21 protein-coding genes and 1 tRNA gene are annotated in these 22,844 nt (G+C 67.7%); 11 read left to right on the forward strand and 11 right to left on the reverse strand.

Annotated features, from left to right (window positions below; translation table 11 throughout):
- The first annotated feature begins 90 nt into the window (after window positions 1-90).
- Window positions 91-1,449, forward strand: coding sequence for a protein kinase (locus ACFRJ8_RS02245; protein ID WP_377984514.1), 1,359 nt, complete (start codon window positions 91-93; stop codon window positions 1,447-1,449).
- A 67-nt stretch (window positions 1,450-1,516) separates the two neighbouring features.
- Here ACFRJ8_RS02245 and ACFRJ8_RS02250 read toward each other — a convergent pair whose 3' ends face one another.
- Window positions 1,517-2,725 (reverse strand): helix-turn-helix domain-containing protein, encoded by a 1,209-nt coding sequence (locus ACFRJ8_RS02250; RefSeq protein ID WP_377984515.1) that lies wholly within the window; start codon window positions 2,723-2,725, stop codon window positions 1,517-1,519.
- 97 nt (window positions 2,726-2,822) lie between these two features.
- On the opposite strand from ACFRJ8_RS02250, the gene ACFRJ8_RS02255 reads away from it, so the two are divergent.
- On the forward strand, window positions 2,823-3,905 hold the full coding sequence (locus ACFRJ8_RS02255) for a ferredoxin reductase (protein WP_377984516.1): 1,083 nt from the start codon (window positions 2,823-2,825) through the stop codon (window positions 3,903-3,905).
- A gap of 13 nt (window positions 3,906-3,918) precedes the next feature.
- Window positions 3,919-5,121, forward strand: coding sequence for a fatty acid desaturase family protein (locus tag ACFRJ8_RS02260; protein ID WP_377984517.1), 1,203 nt, complete (start codon window positions 3,919-3,921; stop codon window positions 5,119-5,121).
- Window positions 5,122-5,357: 236 nt separating this feature from the next.
- On the opposite strand, the gene ACFRJ8_RS02265 is transcribed toward ACFRJ8_RS02260, so the two are convergent.
- The 4 genes from ACFRJ8_RS02265 to ACFRJ8_RS02280 form a co-directional block, all read right to left on the reverse strand.
- A complete protein-coding gene (locus tag ACFRJ8_RS02265) occupies window positions 5,358-5,993 on the reverse strand; it encodes a class I SAM-dependent methyltransferase (RefSeq protein WP_377984518.1) in 636 nt (211 codons plus the stop codon).
- Between the two features lie 15 nt (window positions 5,994-6,008).
- The gene (locus ACFRJ8_RS02270; protein ID WP_377984684.1) at window positions 6,009-8,189 is read right to left on the reverse strand and encodes a heavy metal translocating P-type ATPase; all 2,181 of its coding nucleotides are present in this window, start codon (window positions 8,187-8,189) and stop codon (window positions 6,009-6,011) included.
- Between the two features lie 94 nt (window positions 8,190-8,283).
- Window positions 8,284-9,657: a DNA repair protein RadA gene (gene radA / locus ACFRJ8_RS02275; RefSeq protein WP_277525347.1), complete on the reverse strand. Its 1,374-nt coding sequence runs from the start codon at window positions 9,655-9,657 to the stop codon at window positions 8,284-8,286.
- A 78-nt stretch (window positions 9,658-9,735) separates the two neighbouring features.
- Window positions 9,736-10,863 (reverse strand): aromatic acid exporter family protein, encoded by a 1,128-nt coding sequence (locus tag ACFRJ8_RS02280; protein WP_377984519.1) that lies wholly within the window; start codon window positions 10,861-10,863, stop codon window positions 9,736-9,738.
- Window positions 10,864-11,121: 258 nt separating this feature from the next.
- Between ACFRJ8_RS02280 and pstS the strand changes: the two genes are divergently transcribed.
- The 4 genes from pstS (at window position 11,122) to pstB (ending at window position 15,307) form a co-directional block, all read left to right on the forward strand.
- On the forward strand, window positions 11,122-12,240 hold the full coding sequence (pstS, locus tag ACFRJ8_RS02285; protein ID WP_377984520.1) for a phosphate ABC transporter substrate-binding protein PstS: 1,119 nt from the start codon (window positions 11,122-11,124) through the stop codon (window positions 12,238-12,240).
- Between the two features lie 196 nt (window positions 12,241-12,436).
- Window positions 12,437-13,369: a phosphate ABC transporter permease subunit PstC gene (gene pstC / locus ACFRJ8_RS02290; protein ID WP_377984521.1), complete on the forward strand. Its 933-nt coding sequence runs from the start codon at window positions 12,437-12,439 to the stop codon at window positions 13,367-13,369.
- Complete coding sequence (gene pstA, locus ACFRJ8_RS02295) at window positions 13,370-14,479, forward strand: phosphate ABC transporter permease PstA (protein WP_377984522.1); 1,110 nt, start codon at window positions 13,370-13,372, stop codon at window positions 14,477-14,479. It begins immediately after the preceding gene.
- Between the two features lie 48 nt (window positions 14,480-14,527).
- Window positions 14,528-15,307: a phosphate ABC transporter ATP-binding protein PstB gene (gene pstB, locus ACFRJ8_RS02300; RefSeq protein ID WP_229995114.1), complete on the forward strand. Its 780-nt coding sequence runs from the start codon at window positions 14,528-14,530 to the stop codon at window positions 15,305-15,307.
- A 259-nt stretch (window positions 15,308-15,566) separates the two neighbouring features.
- On the opposite strand, the gene ACFRJ8_RS02305 is transcribed toward pstB, so the two are convergent.
- The 3 genes from ACFRJ8_RS02305 to ACFRJ8_RS02315 form a co-directional block, all read right to left on the reverse strand.
- Window positions 15,567-16,580: an anion permease gene (locus ACFRJ8_RS02305; RefSeq protein ID WP_377984685.1), complete on the reverse strand. Its 1,014-nt coding sequence runs from the start codon at window positions 16,578-16,580 to the stop codon at window positions 15,567-15,569.
- Between the two features lie 4 nt (window positions 16,581-16,584).
- The gene (locus ACFRJ8_RS02310; protein ID WP_377984523.1) at window positions 16,585-17,202 is read right to left on the reverse strand and encodes a DUF47 domain-containing protein; all 618 of its coding nucleotides are present in this window, start codon (window positions 17,200-17,202) and stop codon (window positions 16,585-16,587) included.
- A 409-nt stretch (window positions 17,203-17,611) separates the two neighbouring features.
- A complete protein-coding gene (locus tag ACFRJ8_RS02315) occupies window positions 17,612-18,265 on the reverse strand; it encodes a hypothetical protein (RefSeq protein WP_277525356.1) in 654 nt (217 codons plus the stop codon).
- Window positions 18,266-18,468: 203 nt separating this feature from the next.
- Here ACFRJ8_RS02315 and ACFRJ8_RS02320 point away from each other — a divergent pair.
- From ACFRJ8_RS02320 to ACFRJ8_RS02330, 3 genes are all read left to right on the forward strand, one after another.
- Window positions 18,469-18,541 (forward strand) — tRNA-Lys (locus ACFRJ8_RS02320).
- A gap of 190 nt (window positions 18,542-18,731) precedes the next feature.
- Window positions 18,732-19,226: a MarR family winged helix-turn-helix transcriptional regulator gene (locus ACFRJ8_RS02325; protein WP_377984524.1), complete on the forward strand. Its 495-nt coding sequence runs from the start codon at window positions 18,732-18,734 to the stop codon at window positions 19,224-19,226.
- Window positions 19,227-19,290: 64 nt separating this feature from the next.
- Window positions 19,291-19,557: a hypothetical protein gene (locus tag ACFRJ8_RS02330; RefSeq protein ID WP_377984525.1), complete on the forward strand. Its 267-nt coding sequence runs from the start codon at window positions 19,291-19,293 to the stop codon at window positions 19,555-19,557.
- On the opposite strand, the gene ACFRJ8_RS02335 is transcribed toward ACFRJ8_RS02330, so the two are convergent.
- The gene (locus tag ACFRJ8_RS02335) at window positions 19,543-20,643 is read right to left on the reverse strand and encodes a lactonase family protein (protein ID WP_377984526.1); all 1,101 of its coding nucleotides are present in this window, start codon (window positions 20,641-20,643) and stop codon (window positions 19,543-19,545) included. The genes ACFRJ8_RS02330 and ACFRJ8_RS02335 overlap by 15 nt on opposite strands.
- A 264-nt stretch (window positions 20,644-20,907) precedes the next feature.
- Between ACFRJ8_RS02335 and ACFRJ8_RS02340 the strand changes: the two genes are divergently transcribed.
- Window positions 20,908-21,759, forward strand: a complete 852-nt coding sequence (locus ACFRJ8_RS02340; protein WP_377984527.1) for a putative protein N(5)-glutamine methyltransferase — start codon at window positions 20,908-20,910, stop codon at window positions 21,757-21,759.
- A gap of 39 nt (window positions 21,760-21,798) precedes the next feature.
- Here the strand turns inward: ACFRJ8_RS02340 and ACFRJ8_RS02345 are convergent, their stop codons facing one another.
- A complete protein-coding gene (locus tag ACFRJ8_RS02345; RefSeq protein WP_377984528.1) occupies window positions 21,799-22,245 on the reverse strand; it encodes a YtxH domain-containing protein in 447 nt (148 codons plus the stop codon).
- 170 nt (window positions 22,246-22,415) lie between these two features.
- Entirely contained in the window at window positions 22,416-22,679 is a 264-nt protein-coding gene (locus tag ACFRJ8_RS02350; RefSeq protein ID WP_018774889.1) for a GlsB/YeaQ/YmgE family stress response membrane protein, read from the reverse strand.
- Window positions 22,680-22,844 lie beyond the last annotated feature (165 nt).

Below are 22,844 nucleotides of genomic sequence, written 5' to 3' on the forward strand. Positions count from 1 at the left end.
GGTGCCGGGGTCAGTTTTCCGGCTTTGGACTGATCCGCCCCGATTCCAGCGGCGGCCCCATTCGAGGGACCACGTAACCTTTTGACAACCATGAACCCCGGGTTCCTGCTCAGCGGGCGCTACAGGATCGAAGAACTCATTGGCCGGGGCAGCCAATCGAGTGTGTACCGTGCTACGGACGAGGTCCTGGGACGCGAAGTGGCAGTCAAGCTTTTCCGCGACGGGACTGTGGACGAAGAGCGGACACGCAGGCAAAGCGAAGAAGTGCGGATTTTGGCAGGGATGGCCCACCACGCCCTCGTGACACTGTTCGACGCCGTGACAGACGTGAGCGACCCTGCCCGCCGGCTCAGCTACCTGGTGATGGAACTCGTCCGCGGCCCCGACCTCCGCCGCCGCTCGGCCGAGGGCCCGCTTTCGGCAGCCCACATGGCGCTGATCGGACACGATCTCGCCGACGGACTGGCGCACATCCACCACCACGGCATCATCCACCGGGACGTCAAACCGGCCAACATCCTGCTTGTGGACTACAGCGTCGAGGACCGGCGTCCGCGCGCCAAACTCAGCGACTTCGGCGTCGCCATCACCATCCGCGAAGGCCACCACGGCGACCCTGACGACAGCTCCGGCACCCCGGCCTACCTCAGCCCCGAACAGGCCGCCGGTGAACCGGCAGGCCCCGCCAGTGACGTCTATTCGCTGGGGCTGGTCCTGCTGGAAGGCCTGACCGGGAAGATGGCGTACCCCGGCGCGCCGGTCCAGTCCGCCCTGGCCCGGCTGCTCCAGGACCCGCACATCCCCGAAGGGCTCGCCCCCCTGTGGGTGGCACTGCTGACCTCCATGCTGGACCGGGATCCGGCGGCCCGCCCGCCGGCCCGGGAAGTGTCCCTGGCCCTCCGCCAGGAAGTCATCAATGGCACGGGACGCCACCGCCGCGACCAGGCTGCGCTGTTGACCGACGAAGGCGGGCGCATGCAGGCGGTCGAGCGGTACCAGATCCTGGACACTCCCGCGGATGGCGCCTTCGACCGGATCGCGGCGCTGGCCGCACGCATGTTCTCGGTGCCCGTGGCGATTGTCAGCGTTGTGGACCATGACCGCATCTGGTTCAAGTCCCACCACGGCACGGACGTCACGGAGATCGGCCGGGACCCCGGGTTGTGCGCCTCCGCCGTCCTGCAGGGCGACGCCTGGATTGTTCGGGACGCCATCAATGATCCCCGGACGCTGTCCAACCCGCTCGTGGCCGGCGAGTTCGGCCTGCAGTTCTATGCCGGGGTGCCGCTGCGCACTCCGGACGGCTACAACCTGGGCACCTTGTGCATCCTGGACCGTGAGCCTCGCGACTTCAGCGATGGGGACACTGCTGCGCTGGAGGACCTGGCGGCGCTCGTAATGCATGACCTGGAGCTGCGGCTCCACAGCCGGCGGGCGCTCGCCGGGTAATCGGCGGTCCGCCGCCCGCGGTCCGCACACCGCCCGCCGGACTGCTTACCACTTACGGCCGGACCGCTTACCGCCGACCGGCGTGCAGGGCCAGTTCGAGTTCGAAGCGCGCCGTTGGATCCTCGAGGGCGTCGCCGAATAGCTCGCGCAGCTGGGCTGCCCGGTAGCCCACGGTCTGCGGGTGGATCCCGAGCTCGGCGGCCACGGGTGCCCGCTGGCCCCAGTGGCGCAGCCAGGAGAGCAGGGTTTCGGCGAGCCGCTCGCGCTGCGCGGGCCGGAGCCCTTCCAGCGGCGCGAGCCGCCGGGTGGCCAGCTCGGTGATTGCCGAGGGTTCCGCACCAAGAATCACCTGCGCCAGGTGCTCGTCCGCCCAGATCGGGGGATCGTCCGGCCCTTCGCGCGGAGGCAGGGCCGCGGCCGCCAGCACGGCGAGCCGCAGCGAATCCGGAACCCGCTCCCAGCCGCCGGACGGCCCCACGGCAGCGCCGCGCCCCTTCAGGGCACGGTCCAGGTCCTCCCGGGCGGACCGCGAGTTCCGCGCCGGCACCAGCGCCACGACGTCGGTCTCGCGCTCAATCACAAGAGTTCCCGGACCGAGGCGCAGCCGCAGCCCGGCTGCCCGGTCCAGCGGAAGCGTCACTACCGCCATGCGCTGCGGTAGGGACCAGTCCGCCATCGCCGCAGTCTGGCGCAGGGCCGCCTCGTCTGCCTGGCCGAGCAGGAGCAGGTCCAGCAGTTCGGTGCGGCGTCGGTCCACCGCTCCGGCGCGTTCGGTTTGTTCAAAGGCGTAGGCCTCGGCACTGACCGCCGACAACTCATCGATGTACGCGAGGATCGATTCGCCCAGATCCACCACGACCCCCTGGCCCAGATGGTGTTCCACGGAGACCTTGGACATCTCCCGGAAGGTCACGCGGGCACCCATCCGGTAGGCGCTCAGGAGCGCGTCCATGCTCCGCCCCTGCCGGAACTCGCCGCTGCCCAGCCCGGCCACCAGCTCCCGGCTTTCCTCGGACAACGCCGGCAACCGGGTCCCGGGCAGTTGCAGGAAGCGGTCCAGCGCAGCGGCGACGCCCCTCCTCAGGCCCCGGCCGAAGCGCCCCTCAATCGGCCTGGCGTACGCCGGAACGAGCTGCGGGACGGCCTCGATGATCGCCTCAACGATGCCGGGCACCCTGGGACGCAGCATGTCGCTGACCTCACGGGGCAGCGCCAGCCAGGGAGGTTCGTGGGCGGGGGCGGGCCCAGAGGGCTCCGGGACAGGGGCTGCGTTCATGGTCAATCCGATGAGTTGTTGCGGTGGGATAGTTTTCCTGTGTCGATCGTATGCCTTGGGTGAAGATGTATTACGCAAACTGACATAAGCTTGATAGATGATCCGGCTCCGTAAGCTGGCGCGCGCCGCATCTCTACTGACCACCCCCCTAGCTCCAGAAGACATTCTGTCGCTGTTCAATCCTGTATTCTCCGCCCGCCAACTGCGCGGCGTGGTCACGAGGGTGGTTCCAGAAACGGCCGATTCCGCCACTATTTTCTTCCGTCCCGGCCGCGGCTGGCAAGCGCACCTTGCTGGCCAATGGGCCCGTATTGGCGTCGAGCTCGACGGCGTCCGCCACTGGCGGTCCTATTCGCTCAGCGCCCCCGCCGGGCAGGACCCGGCAATTACTGTTACCGATATGGGCGCCGTCTCCGGCGCCCTCGTGCGCGGCACGAAACCCGGCGACGTCCTGTTCCTGGCGCCTCCGCAAGGCGACTTCGTCCTGCCCGAACACCCCCGCCCGTTGCTCATGCTCACAGCCGGCAGCGGAATCACGCCCGTGATGTCGATGATCCGCACGCTGGTGCCGCACCGTCCCGACTCCGACGTCGTCCTGATCCACACCGCCCGCACCGCCGCGGACACCATCTTCCGTGAAGAGCTCGCGGAGCTCGCCGACCAGTTCCCGAACTTCCGGGTCACACACTGGTTTACCGGCGAGCAAGGCCGGCTGGACTTCAGCTCCGCCGCCGACCTGGACCGGCTGTGCCCGGACTGGCGGCAGCGCGCCGCGTACGCTTGCGGCCCGGAAGGCTTCCTCGACGATGCCGAGACGCTGTGGGAAGCCGAAGCCGCGGAGGCCACTGAAGCCCCGTCGGCCGTGGAAGGCTCACTGACGATCGAGCGCTTCAGCACGAAGCTCGCCGGCGGAGAAGGGCACGACGGCGGCCTGGTCACGTTCGAGGCGTCGGACCGCGAAATCGAAGCCGACGGCGATACGCCGCTGCTCGATGTCGGCGAGGACGCCGGCATCCTGATGCCCAGCGGCTGCCGCATGGGCATCTGCCACAGCTGCCTCATCCCACTCCGGGCCGGCCACGTTCGTGACCTGCGCACGGACGAAGTCCATGGCGAGCCCGGCCAACTAATCCAGACGTGCGTTTCGGCAGCCGCCGGACCCGTTAACCTCGACCTCTAAGGAGTACCACCGCATGACGATTGTTTCCGACAAACCCGACGTTTCCGAGGAAGCTCCCAAGGACGGCCCTTCCCAAAGCAAAGCGTCCGCTGCCGTAAAGCCGCGGCCCGGCGCCCTAGCGGAGTCCGGCAGCCCGCTGGTCCGTCCGGACGCGGCGGCGCACCTCTCTGACGAGCAGGTTGCCGAGCTCGGCCGCGAACTCGACGCCATCAAGGACGAGGTCCTCGCCAAGCGCGGCGCCAGCGACGCGGCGTACATCCGCCGGGTGATCAAGGTCCAGCGCGGGCTTGAGATCACCGGCCGCGCCACCCTTCTGGTGAGCAAGCACAAAGCAGCCTGGGTCGCCGGCACGGCGATGCTTAGCTTCGCTAAGATCCTGGAAAACATGGAACTGGGCCACAACATCCTGCACGGCCAGTGGGACTGGATGCGGGACCCGGACATCCACTCCACCACCTGGGACTGGGACTTCGTCACCCCGACGCGATCCTGGCAGCACACCCACAACGACCTGCACCACCGGTGGACGAACGTCGTGGGCAAGGACAATGACATCGGGTACAACCTGCTGCGTATGGACCCGTCCCAGGAATGGAAGCCCTTCAACCTGGGCAATCCGCTGTATAACGCGGTCCTGGCGCCAGTCTTCGAATGGGGCATCGCCCTCTACGATCTTGAATTGCCTGACTACAAGGAAGGCAAGAAGAGCAAGGAGGCCATGACCCGGGACCTCAAGGCGCTGGGGCTCAAGGCCCTGAAGCAATTCACCAAGGACTATGCCGCCACGCCGGCCGTCGCCATGTTGACCGGCTCGGGCAAGCAGGCGCTGTATGGCACCTTGACCGCCAACGCGGTCCGGAACGTCTGGGCGCACGCGATTATTTTCTGCGGGCATTTCCCCGACGGCACCGACACCTTCACCGAAGAGATGGTCGAAGGCGAAACCCGCGGCGACTGGTATGTCCGGCAGATGATCGGATCGGCCAACATCTCCGGGTCGAAGTTCATGCACCTGATGAGCGGCAACCTCTCGCACCAGATCGAGCACCACCTCTTCCCGGACCTTCCATCGAACCGCTACGCCGAAGTGGCACCTAAGGTGCGGGAGATCTGCGAGCGGTACGGGCTGCCGTACACAACCGGGCCGTTGCTGAAGCAGGTCGGCTCCACGTGGGCCAAGGTCTTCAAGCTGGCCTTGCCTCCGAAGAAGGCCTAGTCAGACAGGCCCAATCGGCTTTGAATTATTGACGCAAGGGGCGTCTGCCGTCGCGGCAGGCGCCCCTTCTGCGTGTAGCGGAGTAAGTGGCGGCCGGTGTTGGTTTAGGCCGGCGCTCTGTCCCAGTTGCCGGCGCCGGTTCGGCCCGGCCGGAACGGAAAGCCCGAGTTTTCAGGGCAGCCCCAAGCCCCGGCGCGGAAGCAACCGGGCAGGAACGCCACACACCGGTGGCGGGCTCAGGGCTTGCTCGCCGCGCCAAGGACGTGGGCCAGCCGCGGGTTGCCGGGGAGGACCGAAAAGCCGAAGCGCTCGAGGCGCTGCACGGTGAGGCCGGCCGCCGCGATCATGGCGGCGGTGTCACGGTTCGGGTGGCATCCGCCTGCCACCCGGCTCCACAGCGGAGTGACCAGGTCTTCGGCGGCCGCCAGCACACGGTGGACGGAGCGGACATGTTCGTAGAACAGCAGCAATCCGCCGGGGCGCAGGACTCGGAGCACCTCCGTCAGGGCGACGGACTGGTCCGCCACACTGCACAGCACCAAACTGGAGACGACGACGTCGATCGAGGCGTCCGCCGCCGGCAGCGCTTCCGCCACGCCGTCTGTCACGCTGACAGGCACCGGTGCCGTCCCGGCGGCGGCGAGGGCCAGCTCCCGGAGCGTGGGGTCCGGTTCCAGGGCCAGCACCTTGGACACCGCGGAAGGGTAGAACGGGAAGGTGGCCCCGTAGCCCGCCCCGATCTCGATGACGACGCCGTGCGCCGCTTCCACGAGCCGCCGGCGGTGCTCCGTTGCCCCGCGGGCATCCATCCGCGGACCCACGCGGGCATAGGATGCCCCGAATGATGGTTCGCGGCGGTTGGTTTCCGGCATGGGAACTCCTTCCGGTCAGCCGGGATCGGCCGGGTTGAGCTTGAGCCTGCGCAGGAGCTGGGCGTTCAGGGCAACCACAATGGTCGACGCCGACATCATCACGGCGCCCGCGGCGGGGGAGAGGACGATCCCCGCGAAGGCCAGGATCCCGGCCGCCAGCGGCACCGAGATGATGTTGTATCCGGTGGCCCACACGAGGTTTTGCCACATCTTCCGGTAGCTCGCTTTGGAAAGATCGAGCATCGACAGAACAGCCCGCGGATCGTTGCCGGCCAGGACCACACCGGCGGATTCCACTGCCACATCCGTGCCGCCGCCAATCGCGATCCCCACCTCCGCCCGCGCCAGCGCGGGGGAGTCGTTGACGCCGTCGCCCACCATGGCCACTCTCAGTCCGCGGCCCTGCAGTTCCGCCACCTTCTTGTCCTTGTCGGCGGGGAGGACCTCGGCGAACACTTCATCGATGCCGAGCCCGGCGGCGACGGCGTGCGCCACCTGCCGGGCGTCGCCGGTGACCATGGCCACCTTGATGCCGCGTGCCTGGAGGGCCCGGACAGCCTGATAGGACTCGGGCCGCACAGCATCCTCGAGGCTGACAGCGCCCAGGACCGTGCCGCCGTCCACGACGTGGAGCACCGCGGCGCCGCGCTCCAGCCAGGCGCCGGTGGCGGCGGCCAAAGCCAGCGGCTCCTGCAAACCAAGCTCGCGGAGCAGGGCCGGGCCGCCCACCTGGACTATGCGGCCATCAATCGTGGCGCGGACTCCGCGTCCGGTCAGCGAAGTGAACCCGTCCGCCGCCGGTATCTTCAGCCCCCGTTCCCGGGCGGCGGCAACGATCGAGCGGGCCAGAGGATGTTCGCTGTCCGCCTCCGCGGCGGCCGCGAGCCGCAGCACTGAATTCTGCGCGGCGTCTTGGCCGGTGGCTGTTACCGTGCCTGCGGCGGCGATCTCCTTGAGCTCCGGCTCGCCCAGGGTCAGGGTTCCGGTCTTGTCGAACAGCACGACGTCGACTGTCCGCATGCGCTCCAGCGCCATCCGGTTCTTGATCAGCACGCCCGCCCGGGCGGCCCGCTCGGTGGAGATGGCGATGACGAGCGGAATGGCCAGGCCGAGCGCATGGGGGCAGGCGATCACGAGGACGGTCACGGCGCGCGTGACTGCGTCGCCTACGCTGCCCATCAGGGTCCAGAAGATGAAGGTCAGGACACCGGTGCCGGCGGCGAAATAGAAGAGGAACGCCGCAGCCCGGTCTGCCAGGGCCTGGGCGCGGGAGGAGGATGCCTGCGCCTCGGCCACCAGGCGGCGGATCCCGGCGAGGGCGGTGTCCTCGCCGAGGGCTGACACCCGGACCCGCACGGAGTTGTCCGTGGCGATGGAGCCGGCCACCACGGGATCGCCCGGGGTCCGCAAGACGGTTTTCGATTCGCCCGTGATCATGGATTCGTCGAATTCGGCCTGGCCGCCGCTGACAGTGCCGTCCGCCGGCATCCGGCCGCCGGGGCGGACCAGGATGGTGTCTCCGGCGCGGAGCTCGGCGAGGCTGACAGTCTCCGTGCCGGCGGCTGTGACGCGTTCCGCCTCGTCGGGCAGCAGCGCGGCCAGCGCGTCCAGGGCGCCTTGAGCCGAGCCGAGGGCGCGCATCTCGATCCAGTGGCCCAGCAGCATGATGGGGACCAGCAGCGCCAGCTCCCACCAGAAGTCGAGATCGAAACCGCCGATGCCGAGGCTGGTCACCCAGGAGGCGATGAAGGCAACGCTGATGGCCATCGCAATCAGCAGCATCATCCCCGGTTGGCGCGTCCTCAGTTCGTTGAGGCCGCCCGTGAGGAACGGCCGGCCGCCGTAAAGGAAGATCACCGTGCCGAACGCCGGCGGGATCCAGGCTGAGCCGGGAAAGGCGGGAGGCTGGTAGCCCAGGAGCTCCGCGAACATGGGGCTGAAGAAGACCACCGGCACGGCCAGGGCCAGCGTCAGCCAGAACCTGTCCCGGAACATCGCGACGCTGTGGCCGGCATGCTGGCCGTGGCTGTGCACCGTGTGGTCGTCCCCGACGACGGCGCCACCGCCTGCGGTGGCGGCCGCGGGGACTGCCGGGCCCACTGCATGGTTCCAATGCCGTGTCCAGTGCTGCGTCCGGTGCGGGCTTTGTTCCCGGATTCCCTGGTCCGCGCCTGCGCTACTGTGCCGGTGTTCCATGGTGCGTGCTCCTGAAGGATGTTCAGTCATCTGCAGGCTCACTAAGATACCCCCTGGGGGTATCACGCGCAAGGGGTTAGGCGATTCAGCGCCGTCAGCTGATCAGCAGGCCCAGCGCCTCGGCCAGGTGGCCGACCTCGCGGACCGAGAAGCCCGCGGGAACCGGTCCGTGCCCGTTGGGGCTGGCCGGGACCACGGCATGGGTGAAGCCAAGCCGGTGTGCCTCCTGGATGCGCTGGTTGATGCCGGGCACTGGACGGACTTCGCCCGCCAGGCCCACCTCGCCGAAGGCGATGAGTCGCTGGGGGAGCGGCTTTTTGGCCTTGGCGGAGGCCACCGCCAGGGCGACGGCGAGGTCCGTGGCGGGTTCGCTGAGCTTGACCCCGCCCACCGTTGCCACATAGGAGTCGTCCTTGTTGAGCAGGCAGCCGGCGCGCTGCTGCAGGACGGCCAGCAGCATCGCCACTCGGGAGCTATCCAGCCCGCTGGTGGCGCGGCGGGGCTGGGAGCTGGCGCTCTCGGCCAGCAGGGCTTGGACCTCGGCCAGCAGCGGCCGGCGGCCCTCCAGCGTGACCGTGATGCAGGTTCCCGAAACGGGCTCCTTGGTCCGGGAGACGAACAGCCCACTTGGATCGGCGAGGCCCTCGATGCCGTCCTCGTTCAAGTCAAAGCAGCCGACGTCGTCGGTGGGTCCGTAGCGGTTCTTGACGGCGCGCAGCAGCCGCAGCCGCGAGTGCCGTTCGCCCTCGAACTGGCAGACGACGTCCACGAGGTGTTCCAGCAGCCGGGGCCCGGCGATGGAGCCGTCTTTGGTCACGTGTCCGACCAGCAGCGTGGTCATGTTGCGGCGCTTGGCCGCGGCGATCAGGGACGCCGCAACCTCGCGCACCTGGGACACCCCGCCGGCGCTGCCCTCGACGTCGGCGCTGCTGAGGGTCTGCACGGAGTCCACCACCAGCAGCCGCGGTTCCAGCTTCTCCACCTGCCCCAGGGCCTGCCCGAGGTCCGTTTCGGCGGACAGATACAAGGATTCGGCCACAGCGTCGATCCGGTCCGCGCGGAGCTTGACCTGGGCGGCGGATTCCTCGCCGGTGATGTAGAGGACGTCCTGTGCGGTGCGGGCGAACTTGGCCGCGACATCCAGCAGCAGCGTGGACTTGCCCACCCCGGGTTCGCCCGCCAGGAGGATGACGGCGCCGGGCACCAGCCCGCCGCCGAGCACGCGGTCGAGTTCGTCCACGCCGGTGGGCAGGAACGCGGCAGTGGTGGCGTCGACGTCGGCGATCCGGCGGGCCGGTTCCAGGACCGTCGTGGCCGCCGTCGTCCGGGCAACGGCGTTGCCGGTCTCCTCCACGCTGCCCCACGCCTGGCATTCGCCGCAGCGGCCCACCCACTTGGCAGTCGTCCAGCCGCATTCGGCGCATTTGTAGCCCGGTGCCTTCGGCCCCCGGGAAGTCTTCGTAGCCATTGGTCCACACTATCCGGGGGCAGCGACAACCAAGGGCGCCGGCGGGGTCGGCGGCGCTCCAGCGTTATATTAAAGCGGCTACAGCGGGGGAAGGATGTCCCGGGCTTCCTTGGAATCCACTCCGGCGGCCTCGAGCAGGTCCACCATAAGCGGGCGGAACAGCATCACCACCGTTTCGCCCTCGAGCAGCTGGACGTCCAGCATCCGCGGATGCAGGCGGAGGGCGATCTCCCGCAGCTCGGACCTGGCGGTGCGCAGGTGGGCGCGGCGGGCGCCGTCGTGGACTTCCGCCAGGCCCAGCGAGAGCTCGTCGACGGCGGCCGCCGTCTCCTGCAGCACCTCGGCGATGTTCTGGGTGGCCTCGTCCGAGAGCGCCGCATGGTTGATGGCACTGGTCAGGCGGCGCGCAAAGACCCGGCTGTTGCGCAGCGCGAGGTCGATGTAGTCCAGCGACTGCTCCATCTGGTCCAGCTCCTCCCGGTGCCGCCGGTAGGCGGGGGCAAGGGTGGCAACTTCGGCGGAGGCGCGCAGCGACTGGCGCATGGCGTCGACGAGGGGCTGGCAGTTCCGCCCCCGGATGAGGGCATGCCACGCCTGCGTGGAGTCGCTGTAAGTCAGCGCCGACGCGCACTCCCGCAGCACCTCGGCGAGCTCGTGCAGGAGCTTCTTGACGTCACTGCGGGGTTCACGCCGGGGGTCCCTGGGAACAAGGACCGTCATTAAGAGCGCGAAAACCCCGCCCACCACGGCGTCGATGCTGCGGGTGAACGGCCCCCCGGCCGGCGCGGGCAGGAGCACTACGAGCACTGACTGCAGACCCAGCTGGGTGGTGAAGATCGTCCCGCTGTCCAGGAACCTGGCCAGCAGGATGGAGAACAGGAGAACGACGGCGGCCTGCCAGATTCCGGAGCCCAGCCAGTGCAGCAGCAGGTCCCCGACCACGATTCCAATCGTGCAGCCTAGGCCCACCTCGATGACGCGGCGCAGCCTGGGGTCGCGGGAAAAGCCGAGGGCAATGAGGGATGACGTGGCCGCAAACAACGGTCCGGAATGGCCCAGGACGTATTCGGCGAAGGCGTAGGCGCTGACCGCGCAGGTGGTCATCTGAATGGCCGGGCCCAGGGAGTTCCGGCTCCGGACAAAGCCGGTGCGGACCCGGACGCGCAGGAATCGTGCGCTTGCGGAGAGTCCAGTCGCGGAGGCCATGTCCTCCAGTCTATTTGCTGCCCCGGGGGCGGCCGTTCACGGCAGGACACGGCTGAGGGCGATACGACTGTGACGCACAGAACGCAATGGCTGCCCGGCAGATGTAAGCCAATAGCCCGGCGTCGTTAACCGGCTGTTCACTTTGGTCCGCAATTCTCTTCACCTGGGCCGCCTACGGTCGGTAAAGGTACAAACCCGTACGCATCCCTGCTGGCCATCTCCGGCCCGGCACGCAAAGCCCTGAAAGGGGTATATCTAGTGAAGGCACTCCGCTTCGGCCGCAACGCGGCTATCGCTGTTATCGCCGCCGGCGCACTCGCGCTGACTGCTTGCGGTTCGGACAACGCAACCAACACGGCCCAGACTGCTCCGGCCGCCTCCGGCCCCAAGGTCACCGGCACGCTGACCGGTATCGGTTCTTCCGCCCAGGGCGCGGCCATGGATGTCTGGAAGACCAACTTCGCTTCCGCGAACCCGGGTGCCACTGTGCAGTACTCCCCGGACGGTTCCGGCGCCGGGCGCAAGGCGATCCTCGACGGCTCGGCCCAGTTCGCCGGCTCCGATGCCTACCTTAAGGATGAAGAGCTCGCCAGCTCCAAGGACAAGTGTGGTCCCGACGGTGCCCTGGACATCCCGGTCTACATCTCCCCGATCGCCGTGGCCTTCAACCTGCCCGGCATCACGGACCTGAAGCTCGATGCCCCCACCGTGGCCAAGATCTTCCGCGGCGAGATCGCCAACTGGAACGACCCCGCCATCGCGGCCCTGAACCCGGACGCCAAGCTTCCGGACCTCAAGGTCACCCCGGTGAACCGCTCCGATGACTCCGGCACCACCTCGAACTTCACGGACTACCTGTCCGCTGTCGCTCCCACGGTTTGGACCGACAAAGCAGCCGGCATCTGGCCCGCGAGCCTGAAGGGCGAGAACGCCAAGGGCACCTCCGGCGTCGTCAAGACCGTCACCGACACCCCCGGCGCGGTCACCTACGCCGATGACTCCGCTGTCAGCGGCAAGCTCGGCACGGCGCAGATCAAGGTCGGAGACTCCTTCACGAAGATCTCCCCGGAGGCTGCTGCCAAGGCAGTGGACGCTGGCAAGCCGGTTGAAGGCCGCAACGCCAACGACCTCGCCATCAAGCTGGACCGCACCACCACGGTCGCAGGCGCCTACCCGATCGTCCTGGTGTCGTACCACATCGTCTGCACCACCTACGACACGCAGGCCACTGCCGACCTGGTCAAGGCCTTCGTCAAGTACGCAGCCTCGGACGAGGGCCAGAAGGCCGCCGCCGACGCCGCTAAGTCGGCACCGCTGTCCAAGACCCTCCAGGACAAGGCAATCGCTGCCGTCGAAACCGTCAAGGCCAAGGCCTAGGGATACGCTGCACCGCGAGGCATAGTGGAAACACGAGCCTGACCCAGGTTCCCTGCATCATGGCGGCCGTCACCGGCGGCCGCCATGGCGCAGGGAACCGACGCGTTTGTTCCAAACTTCAAGATTTGCCGGACCCCGGCCGCGGGTGCCCCCGCGGCCGGCACCCGGATCCCCATCCAAACCGAAGGACCGTGAAGTGACCACCACCTCCCTGACCAAGTCCCGGGGCGCAGGCCACACCGGTGACAAAGTCTTTTCCGCAGCCGCCTTGGCGGCAGGGTGTCTGATCCTCGTCGTGCTCTTCGGCGTGGCACTGTTTCTGGTCATCCAGGCGTTCCCGGCCCTCGTGGCCTCGCCGGACAAGATCCAGGGCGGCGAAGGATTCCTCACCTACATCTGGCCGCTCGTTATCGGCACCCTCATCGCCGCCGTGATCGCACTCGTGATCGCGACGCCCATCGCCATCGGCGTGGCGCTGTTCATTTCGCACTTCGCACCGCGCAAGCTCGCCTCCGGCCTGGGCTACGTGATTGACCTGCTCGCCGCCATCCCGTCCGTGGTCTACGGCGCCTGGGGCGTTGCGTTCCTGGCCAAGGAAATCTCCCCGGCCTACAACTGGCTGGCCGACAACATGGGCTGGCTGCCGATCTTCCAGGGTCCAGCCTCCGCCACCGGAAAGACCATCCTCACGGCCGGGATCGTGCTGGCCGTCATGGTCCTGCCGATCATCACCTCCCTGAGCCGCGAAATCTTCCTGCAGACCCCCAAGCTGCACGAAGAGGCCGCGCTGGCGCTCGGCGCCACCCGCTGGGAAATGATCCGGATGACCGTGCTGCCGTTCGGCCGGCCCGGAATCATCAGCGCCGTGATGCTGGGACTCGGCCGTGCCCTCGGCGAGACCATGGCGGTGGCGCTGGTCCTTTCCTCCGGAGCCCTCACGGCCAGCCTGATCCAGTCCGGCAACCAGACCATCGCCGCCGAAATCGCCCTGAACTTCCCCGAGGCCAGCGGACTCAAGGTCAACACCCTGATCGCCGCCGGCCTGGTGCTGTTCGTCATCACCCTCGGCGTGAATATGATCGCCCGCGGGATCATCACCCGGCACAAAGAATTCTCGGGAGCCAACTAAATGACCTCCACCCTGACCCCGGTACGCAAGCGTTCGGCACTGACCAAGGGCCAGTTGCCCAAGGCCGCGCCGTACATCGTCCTGGCCGTTGCCCTGGTCCTCGGCGCCGCGATCCTGGCCCTCATCGGCTTCAACGCCTTCGGCTGGGGGATCGTCTCCGGCATCCTCTTCGCCGCCGGCCTGGTGGGCTGGAGCCTGGTTGTGGAAGGCGCCCGCAAGGCCAAGGACAAGCTGGCCACCTGCCTGGTGGTGGGCGCCTTCCTGGTTGCCCTGCTGCCCCTGTTCTCGGTGATCTGGACCGTGCTGATCAACGGGCTTCCCGGGCTCCTGGACCCCGGATTCCTCACCACCTCCATGAACGGTGTCACCGGCGCGTTCGATAACAAGACCGTTGAGGAAGGCGCCCCCGTGGTGGGCGGCATCTACCACGCGCTCATGGGCACCCTGCTGATCACGGTGCTCGCCACCCTCATCTCGGTCCCCGTGGGCCTGCTGACCGCGATCTACCTCGTAGAGTACGGCGAGGACCGCGCACTGGCCCGGGCCATCACCTTCTTCGTGGACGTCATGACCGGCATTCCCTCGATTGTCGCGGGCCTCTTCGCCGCCGCCGCCTTCTTCGCGTTGGTCGGTCCGGGCACCAAGACCGGCGCCGTTGCCGCCGTCGCACTCTCGGTGCTGATGATCCCGGTGGTGGTCCGCTCCAGCGAGGAAATGCTCAAGATCGTGCCAAACGAACTCCGCGAGGCCGCCTACGCCCTCGGTGTCCGCAAGTGGCGGACCATCCTCAAAGTGGTCCTCCCGACGGCGATCTCCGGCATCGCGTCCGGCATCACCCTGGCGATCGCCCGCGTGATCGGCGAAACCGCGCCGATTCTGGTCACCGCCGGGTTCGCGACCACCATCAACACCAACGTGTTCAGCGGCTGGATGGCCTCGCTGCCGACGTTCATCTATACCCAGATCCTGAACCCGACCTCGCCGTCCAACCCGGATCCGTCCTCCCAACGGGCCTGGGGCGCGGCCCTGGTGCTCATCATCCTGGTGATGCTGCTCAATCTCGGCGCCCGCCTGATTGCCCGCATGTTCGCCCCCAAGACAGGCCGCTAGGCCACCGCCGCGCCCGCCGCCCATACCTCCAGCAAGTGAAGGAACACCATGTCTAAGCGCATCGACGTCAAGGACCTGAACGTCTACTACAGCAAATTCCTGGCAGTCGAAGACGTCAACATCAACATCGAGGCCAAGTCCGTCACGGCCTTCATCGGCCCCTCAGGCTGCGGCAAGTCCACTTTCCTGCGGACCCTGAACCGCATGCACGAAGTCATCCCCGGTGCGCGGGTTGAAGGCGAGGTGCTGCTGGACGGTGACAACCTGTACGGCCCCGGCGTTGACCCGGTGACGGTCCGCTCCCAGATCGGCATGGTGTTCCAGCGCCCCAACCCGTTCCCCACCATGTCCATCCGGGACAATGTGCTGGCCGGCGTGAAGCTGAACAACACGAAGATCTCCAAGGGCGAGGCCGATGTCCTGGTAGAGCGTTCCCTGCAGGGAGCGAACCTGTGGAACGAGGTCAAGGACCGTCTGGGCAAGCCCGGCTCCGGACTCTCCGGTGGCCAGCAGCAGCGCCTGTGCATTGCCCGCGCGATAGCCGTGGAGCCCCAGGTGATCCTCATGGACGAGCCCTGCTCCGCCCTGGACCCGATCTCGACGCTGGCCATTGAGGACCTCATCAACGAGCTCAAGGACCAGTACACGGTGGTAATCGTGACCCACAATATGCAGCAGGCGGCCCGCGTGTCGGACAAGACGGCCTTCTTCAACATTGCCGGTACCGGCAAGCCGGGCAAGCTGATCGAGTTCGGCGACACCCCGACGATCTTCAGCAACCCGACCGAGAAGGCCACCGAGGACTACGTTTCCGGCCGCTTCGGATAACCCGCAACGCCTCCGGACAGGCGACGCGACCAAGGGCCGAGCAGATTGGCGCGCCAGCTCCGGAGGCGTCAGGTCGGCCCAGGGAACGTCGCTGAAGGCCCCTGAATGGGGATCAAAGCAGCATTACTTCGGGACGCCAAAGTATCCACGCCACGATGATGGCAACCACAACGGCGACCGTCAGCAGGGCCGTAGCGAGGATTGCTCGGGGCTTCATGGGCGAAAGCGTAGCGCCAAGACGTGTCTGTAGGAACCGGTCCTACAGGCCGGCCACCGGGGAGAGCGCGAGCTGAAGGACGAACGCGGCGGCGGCGGTGGCAACCGGGGTCAGGACCCAGAACGCCAGGATGCGGATCACCAGCAGGCGGTTGGTGCCCGGGAAAGTCTGGTGGCCGCCGGCGCCGAGGGTTGCTGCCGTCACCGTGTGGGTGGTGGAGACGGGCCAGTGCAGCCCGATCGCGCCCACGAGCAGCATCACCGCCGTGTACATCTGCGCGACGAATCCGCGCAGGGGGTCGATCCGGGTCAGCCGGTAGCCGATGGTGTAGGAAATCCGCCAGCCGCCGGCCAGGGTCCCCGCCGACAACAAGACGGCCGTCAGCAGGGCCACCCACATCGGCACGGAGCCGCCGTCGGCGAGCCCGGCCGCCAGCAGCGCCAGGATCACCACCGCGCTGGTGCGCTGGCCGTCCTGCAGCCCGTGGCCGAAGGCGACAGCGCCGGCAGCAATGGCCTGGGCCCTGCGGGAGCGGGTGTTGACGACGTTGGGCGGCGTGTAGCGGGCGGCCCAGCTGGCAGGCCAGACCAGCAGGTACGACCCGACATAGGCGATCACCGGTGAGACCAGCAGCGGCATCACCACCTGGGACAGCAGCGAGGCGTCAACGCCCGTGACGGGGTTACCACCGACGGCGACACTCGCGACCCCCGCCCCGGCGAGCCCGCCGACCAAGGCATGTGTGGAGGACGCCGGGATGCCGCGCCACCACATGTACAGGCCCCAGAGGATGGCGCTGAGTAGCGCGGCCAGCAGGATCGTCAGGCCGTTCGTGCCCGGCGGTAGCGACAGCCACGCCTGGCTCACGGCCAGCGTCAGCGCGGCGCTGAGCCCGGCGCCGATGAAGTTGAAAAGGCTTGCCAGCAGCACCGCCACTGTTGGGGTCAACGCCCGCGTCCTCACGGCCAGTGCCACCGACGCGGACGCGTCCCTGAAGCCGTTGAGAAATGCGTAGGCCCCGGCGCAGAGCAGCACCAGGGCCAGGAAGAACATCATCACGTCAGGATTCCTTGACGATGATGCTGCCCACCTGCGTGGCGATCCGGCGCATGTCCTTCGTGACTTCCACGAGCTGGTTCGCGACGTCACGGTTGCGCGCGTACTGCATCGCCTTCATCTCGTGGAGCATGTCCGCGACCCAGACCCGGTGCGTGCGTTCGGCGCGTTTGGCCAGCCGCAGGATCTCGATCCAGTAGTCCTCGAGGTCGTCCAGGTTATTCAGCTTCCGCATGGCATCGACCGTGAGCTCGGCCTGGCGGCTGATGATTTCCAGCTGGTCAGCGGCGCGTTTGGGCAGCCGTTCGAGCTTGTAGAGGGACACGAGCTCGGCCGCCGCGTCGAGCTTCTCCATGGCCTCGTTGAGGAAGCGGGACAGCGTGTACATGTCCTCGCGCGGCAGCGGGTTTACGAAGCTGGTCCGCATGTGGGTCAGGAGGGCAAAGTGCAGCTCCGCCGATTTGGCCTCATGGTTGTGCATGTCTTCCACGAGCCGGGCATGTTCACTGGCCGGAGCACCGAGGATCTCCGAGAGGGTTCCGGTCGCCAGCACGATCTGGCGCGCCATTTGGGAGAGCAGGTTCAGTCCGGCGGACTCCTGCGGGAACAGGCGCAGCTTCACGTGGTGTCACCGGTCTTCCGAAGAGGGGCTCGCGGGTGGAGTCCGCCGGCCGTGTGACTTGACGGTGACCAGCGCATACGCATTACTTTACCGTCCGAGTCCGGCCCGGACCGGCCGGACGCGGCGTGTGACGGTGAAGGCGCGTGCGAGCTAGAAATGGCAGCCAAAAAGGCAGCCAAAGCCGGAGGCAACGAAGGCATGAAAATGGTGCCGAACCGGATACGCCTCTCGGCGGTAGGCCGCTCTAGGCGGCTAAATGTTGAAGCCCGGGGGTTTCGCGGTTCGGCACCGCTTTCAGTTTTCTACGTAGGTTCTTGCAAGTCAACATTGACAGCCTGCCCCTGCCGTGCGTATCGGGGGTGGTTTCAGCCCCTCATCCGGGCGCCTGCGGCCCCGGCCAGCCGGCCATTTAGTCCAGTTCGCCCAGCCGCCACGCATTGGCAGCGTGCTCGAGGTCCTCCGCCGTCTTGACCAGCAGATGCGAGTTGCGGGTGAGCTTGCTGGCGTGGTTCTCGTTGCTGTGCTCGGCGTTGTCGGCAAGCGTCGCTTGTCCCAGGGCCACCACGCGGCAGAATGCGGCAGAACGTTCCAGCGCGACGTCGAATTCGCCGTCGAACGCCCCGGAGAGAATGGCGTCCGCCATGGACTTCATCTCATCCGCGCCGGGCGGTTCGGCTGCGCCGGCCACCACATGCGAAACCTGGGCCGTGTCCTTGCCCGCCTTGAAGTAAACGGAGATGCGCTCGGGATCCTGGATGGTGGCGGCCCGCAGGGCGTACAGGCGCCACAGGGCGCCGGGGAGGGACCGGGCGGGGCTTTCGGCCCACATTTCGGCAATCGCTTCCAGACCCTGCTCATCCGCCAGTTTCACGAGCCGCTTGGTGACCTTGGGGTCGTCGCTGTCGCGGCCGCGGCGCACCAGCGCCTGCGCGGCCAGATGGGCCGCCTCCGAGACGCGGGCGGGATCGGCCCCGCCGGCGAAGGGCTCAAAGTCGATCGGCGCGAAGGGCTTCGGCTTGTGGTGCCGCGGGCCGGTGGCGCTTGATCCTGCTTGCTCGCTCATGCCCCCACGCTACTCCAGTGCCGCAAGGGAATCGAGGATGGGCCAGCGCTGCAGCCGGTGACGCCGGTGACCAACGACGCCGGTCCCGGGGATTGTGGAAAATGCCGGCCCAGGTCTGGGGTACAGTATTAACGTCCAGAAATGGACTGGGCTGAAACGCACCGCAGCAGCGGATTTATCCGCTGGTTCGGAGCTATCGGCTGGGGCCTTTAGCTCAGTTGGTAGAGCATCGGACTTTTAATCCGTGGGTCGTGGGTTCGATCCCCACAGGGCCCACTCTTTTAGCGAAGAGTGGAAAATCCCCGGTTTCCTGGCAACAGGAAGCCGGGGATTTTTGTGCCTGCCCTCGGTCCTTTCCCGTTGCGCGATGCCCGGAGCTCCGGGGCCCTCGGCGCTGCGGGACCCTGTGGCTGCGGGCGGCTGGATAGTACGGCTGGCTAGCTACCAGTTCGGCTAGGCTTGGCGAATGGACACCTGCGGCGCCTCCGGATATTGGTATGGCGCCGATGGCGGCCTGGACACCCCTGCGGCCCTCCTGCAGGCCCTCCGCGACTACCGGATCTCGGAGGTGGCGACCAGACGGTCCACCCGCGATTCGATGGGGATGGGCGAGACGGACCTGTTGGCCCTGCGCTACCTGTTGCGTGCCACGGCGACCGGCCAGCGGGTGGGGCCGAAGGATCTCAGCCGGGTCCTGGGCATCACCACCGCTTCCACCACGTCGCTGATCGACCGGTTGGCGGCCAGCGGGCACGTCCGGCGCGAGCCGCACCCGACCGACCGGCGCTCGCTGGTGATCGTGCCGACGATGGCGACCGATTCCGAGGTCCGCGCCACGCTCGGGCACATGCACCAGCGGATGATGGAGGTGGCCGAGTCGATGAGCGCCGAGGACGCCCGGGTGGTCATCACGTTTCTGCGCCGGATGAGCGCGGCCCTTGGCGACGAGCGGCGCGACTAGCTCGTTTAACTACTTATATGTATGCTTACTAGTTGTTTTTCGACATCAAACGAGAGTAGGCGCCGTGGCTGAATCCGCAACCCTTGCCGGGCACTTGGCGACGGTTCTGACGGTTCCCTCTGACTGGGCCCCGATGCACTGCGGTGCACCCATGGAGTGGCGCTCGCCTGAGCCGGACGCCATGTCCTCGTACTCGTTCGGGCCCGCCGACCCATCCTTGGCACTCCCTGCCGTGTGGCGCTGCGACTGCGGTTTCCAGCTGGACGGCGGTTTCCAGCGGGACGGTCTCGAACGGGGCCACGCAGGCGTCACTCCCTCAATCTCGCGCTGAGAACCGGGGCCGGGCCGGCACCAGCGCGGTGGGGGAGGCCACGTGCAGCCGGTACGCTGGGCCCCCCGGCAGCCCCGACTCCGCGTCCAGGGGAAACGTGACGACATCGCCGGAGCGTTCGTGGGCGACGTGCAACGACCCGTCGCGGACCAGATGGTGCCGGGGCCAGTTGCCGCCGCTGGGGACATCGGCCACCGGCCGCAGCGCCGCGCCCCCGGCCTCCACCTCCAGCACGCTGACCCGGTTCGAGCCGCGGACGCCCACATAAGCGTGCCTGCCGCCTGCCGCCAACGCGATCTCGGCCGCCGAGTCTCCCGGCAGCGCCCCACCGGCGGTGGCCGGCCCGACGAAACCGAGCCGGAAGTCCCCGGCGTCCGGCGCCAGTACAGCCACGGCCACCTCGACTGAATACTCGGTCACGATAAAGACGTTGCCGCCCAGGTGCTGGACCAGGTGCCTGGGGCCGCTGCCCCGTGGCAGGACCACCTCATGCTCCAGAACCGGCCCCAGCACCGGCCCCGGTCCGGAGCGGACATTCCAGATCCGCAGGAGATCGTGGCCGAGATCGGTGGTCATCACCCGGCCGTCGGCCAGCATGAGCGCGGCATGCGCACGGCTGGGCCGCTTTTGTCGTTCGGGGGCGCCGCCGTCGGGAACGTCACCGTAGGGGTCAAGCGACTCGACGGCGGCGGTCCGGTCCATGATGCCGCCGTCGGCGTCGAGCTCATAGAACAGCACCTGGCCGTCGCCCCAACAGCAGACTACGAGGAAGCGGCCGGAGGGCTCGATGGCGACATGGCAGGCGGCGTCGCCAGCCGGCCACGCGGGGCCCTCGGGCTCCAGGCCAAACGCACCGGCCCGGCGGTAGGCCCGGGCAGTCCCGGCCTGCTCGGCCACGGCGTAGACCACGGGGAGGGTGGGGTGGGCCGCCAGGAAAGACGGTGAGTCGGCCGCAGCCGCGACTCCGAGCCAGTGCAGGGTGCCGTCGGACGACGCGGCAAGCGCGCCGATCCCCGCGCCTCTGCCGCCAGAGTCTGCCGTGTAGGAGCCGGTCCAGATGAGGTCGTTTGCAGGGATGGAGTCCATGCTGACATCCTGCCAGCCGGCCCTGCCGCGGCGCGGCACCTCAGCAAGCAACCGTCGCAAACAAGCCGTCACGAACCGCCGGAACGTCCCCGGGGCCCTATCACCTGAGATCCTGCGCCTTCGGTAGCATGGGGGAGTCCGAGCAACTGCAGCAAAAGGAGGTGGGTCCCGTTCACGCAAGTCCAGAAAGGGTGCCCTCCCCGCAGTGCCTGCTGCGGCCAGCTCACGGTGAGGGCGCCTGACACCAGACCGAAAGGCGCTCCCATGCCAGTAACCCGCCATCGTTCCCCGCACCAGACCCTCACGGCCAGGCTCCGAGCAGCCGGCTGCGTGTTTGCCGAAGACGAAGCCCGCCTGATGATCGACGCAGCCCCGACGCCGGAGGCACTCGAGGCGATAGCCGCCCGGAGAATTGCCGGCCTCCCACTGGAGCACATACTCGGCTGGGCGGAATTCTGCGGACTCCGCATCGCGGTCGCCAGCGGAGTGTTTGTGCCGCGGCGGCGGACGGAATTCCTCGTCCGGCAGGCTGCTGCGCTGCTGGACGCTCGGCGCAGGGTGCCGGGTGCTGACCGCCCGGCACCCGTCGTCGTTGATCTCTGCTGCGGGTCCGGTGCTGTCGGCGCGGCGCTGGCCGCGCTCGCCGGCCCCGCCGAGCTGCACTGCCCTATCGAACTGCACTGCGCGGACATTGATCCCACGGCCGTGGCGTGCGCGCGCACCAACGTCCTGCCACTGGGCGGGGAGGTCCACGAAGGCGATCTCTATGCGCCGCTGCCGCCGGGGCTTCGGGGCCGCGTCCGTTTATTGGCCGTCAACGCCCCCTACGTGCCCTCGGCCGACATCGAAACCATGCCGCAGGAGGCGCGCGTGCATGAGCCGCGGGCCTGCCTGGACGGCGGGGCCGACGGGCTGGAGGTGCAGCGCCGGGTCGCCGCCGGCGCGCGGGAGTGGCTGATGCCCGGCGGCCACGTGCTGATAGAGACCAGCCGCCGGCAGGCCGCCCAGACGGCCGGAATTTTTCGCAGGCACGGACTGGCGGCCCGCGTGCTGCGCTCCGAGGAGCTAGGGGCTACGGTGGTGGCCGGTGCACTGGTGCCTGCCGACGGACGGTAGCTGCCCGAGGGCAGCTCCGGCGGTCCCTGTGGATACCGCCTAGGCTAGTTTGTCCCCGTCCACGTTGGTAGCGGGACCGGCTGGGGTGGCGCCGCCCTCGTCCGACCAGTCCTGGCCGTCCAGGTCGTTGAGTGCAGGGTCGGAACGGACATCCGGAGTCGCGGGCGTGGCTGTTGCAGGCGTGGTTGTTCCGGGCGTGGTTGTTCCGGGCGTGGCCGCCGAGGTGCCCCCGTGTCCGGCATCGCGGTGAACGGCGGAGCTGATGACAGTACCCGCGCGGCGGGCGGCTTCGCCGAGCTGCTCGGAGACCTCCGGGGCTTTGTCCTTGATTGTTTCGGCTGCCGCGGACACCTTGTCCTGGACCGGTTTGCTGTGCCACAGTTCTTCGCTGCGGGCTTTGAGCTTGTCATAGGCGGCGCGGCCGGACCTTGATCCCAGGACATATCCTGCTGCCACTCCGATGCCGAAAAGAAGTTTGCCTTTCATGCTGTGCTCCTGCTCCCTGACGTAGGTAAAAATAGACGTTTCTGATCAGTTCCTAAACAGTGGGTGGCGGGGCTGGCTCTTGCGGCCCGCAGGCCACCCTTGCCTGTCAAAGTAATGCAAAAAACCGGCCCCGGGAATATCCCGGGACCGGTTTCCGGTCAGTCTCCGTGTTAGCGGGCTGAGCGCTTGCTGATCATGCCGTAAACGAGGAGGACGATGATCGCACCGCCGATGGCCAGCAGCCAGGTGGACAGCGAGAAGAACTCGTTGATGCCTACGCCGAACAGTGCGCTGCCGATGAATCCACCCAGGAGGGCGCCGACGACGCCGAGGATCAGAGTGATGATGATGCCACCGCCCTGACGTCCCGGGAGGATGGCCTTAGCGATTGCTCCGGCGATGAGGCCCAGAATCAGAAATGCGAGAAAACCCATTTTTCGTTCCTTCTTCTTTCATTGAGGAGGCACCCGGATTGCCGGGTGCGCTTCATCCTTCTGCCTCAATACTAATCATGCTTACTATCAAAGTGCCACCCGGCTCCCTGTGGGTTTGTCTGGCGGGGTGCCAAAACAGCCGCAATGGGGCCGGATGATTCACGG

It is taken from the genome of Arthrobacter sp. NPDC056886, assembly GCF_042788715.1.
Taxonomy (GTDB): Bacteria; Actinomycetota; Actinomycetes; order Actinomycetales; family Micrococcaceae; genus Arthrobacter.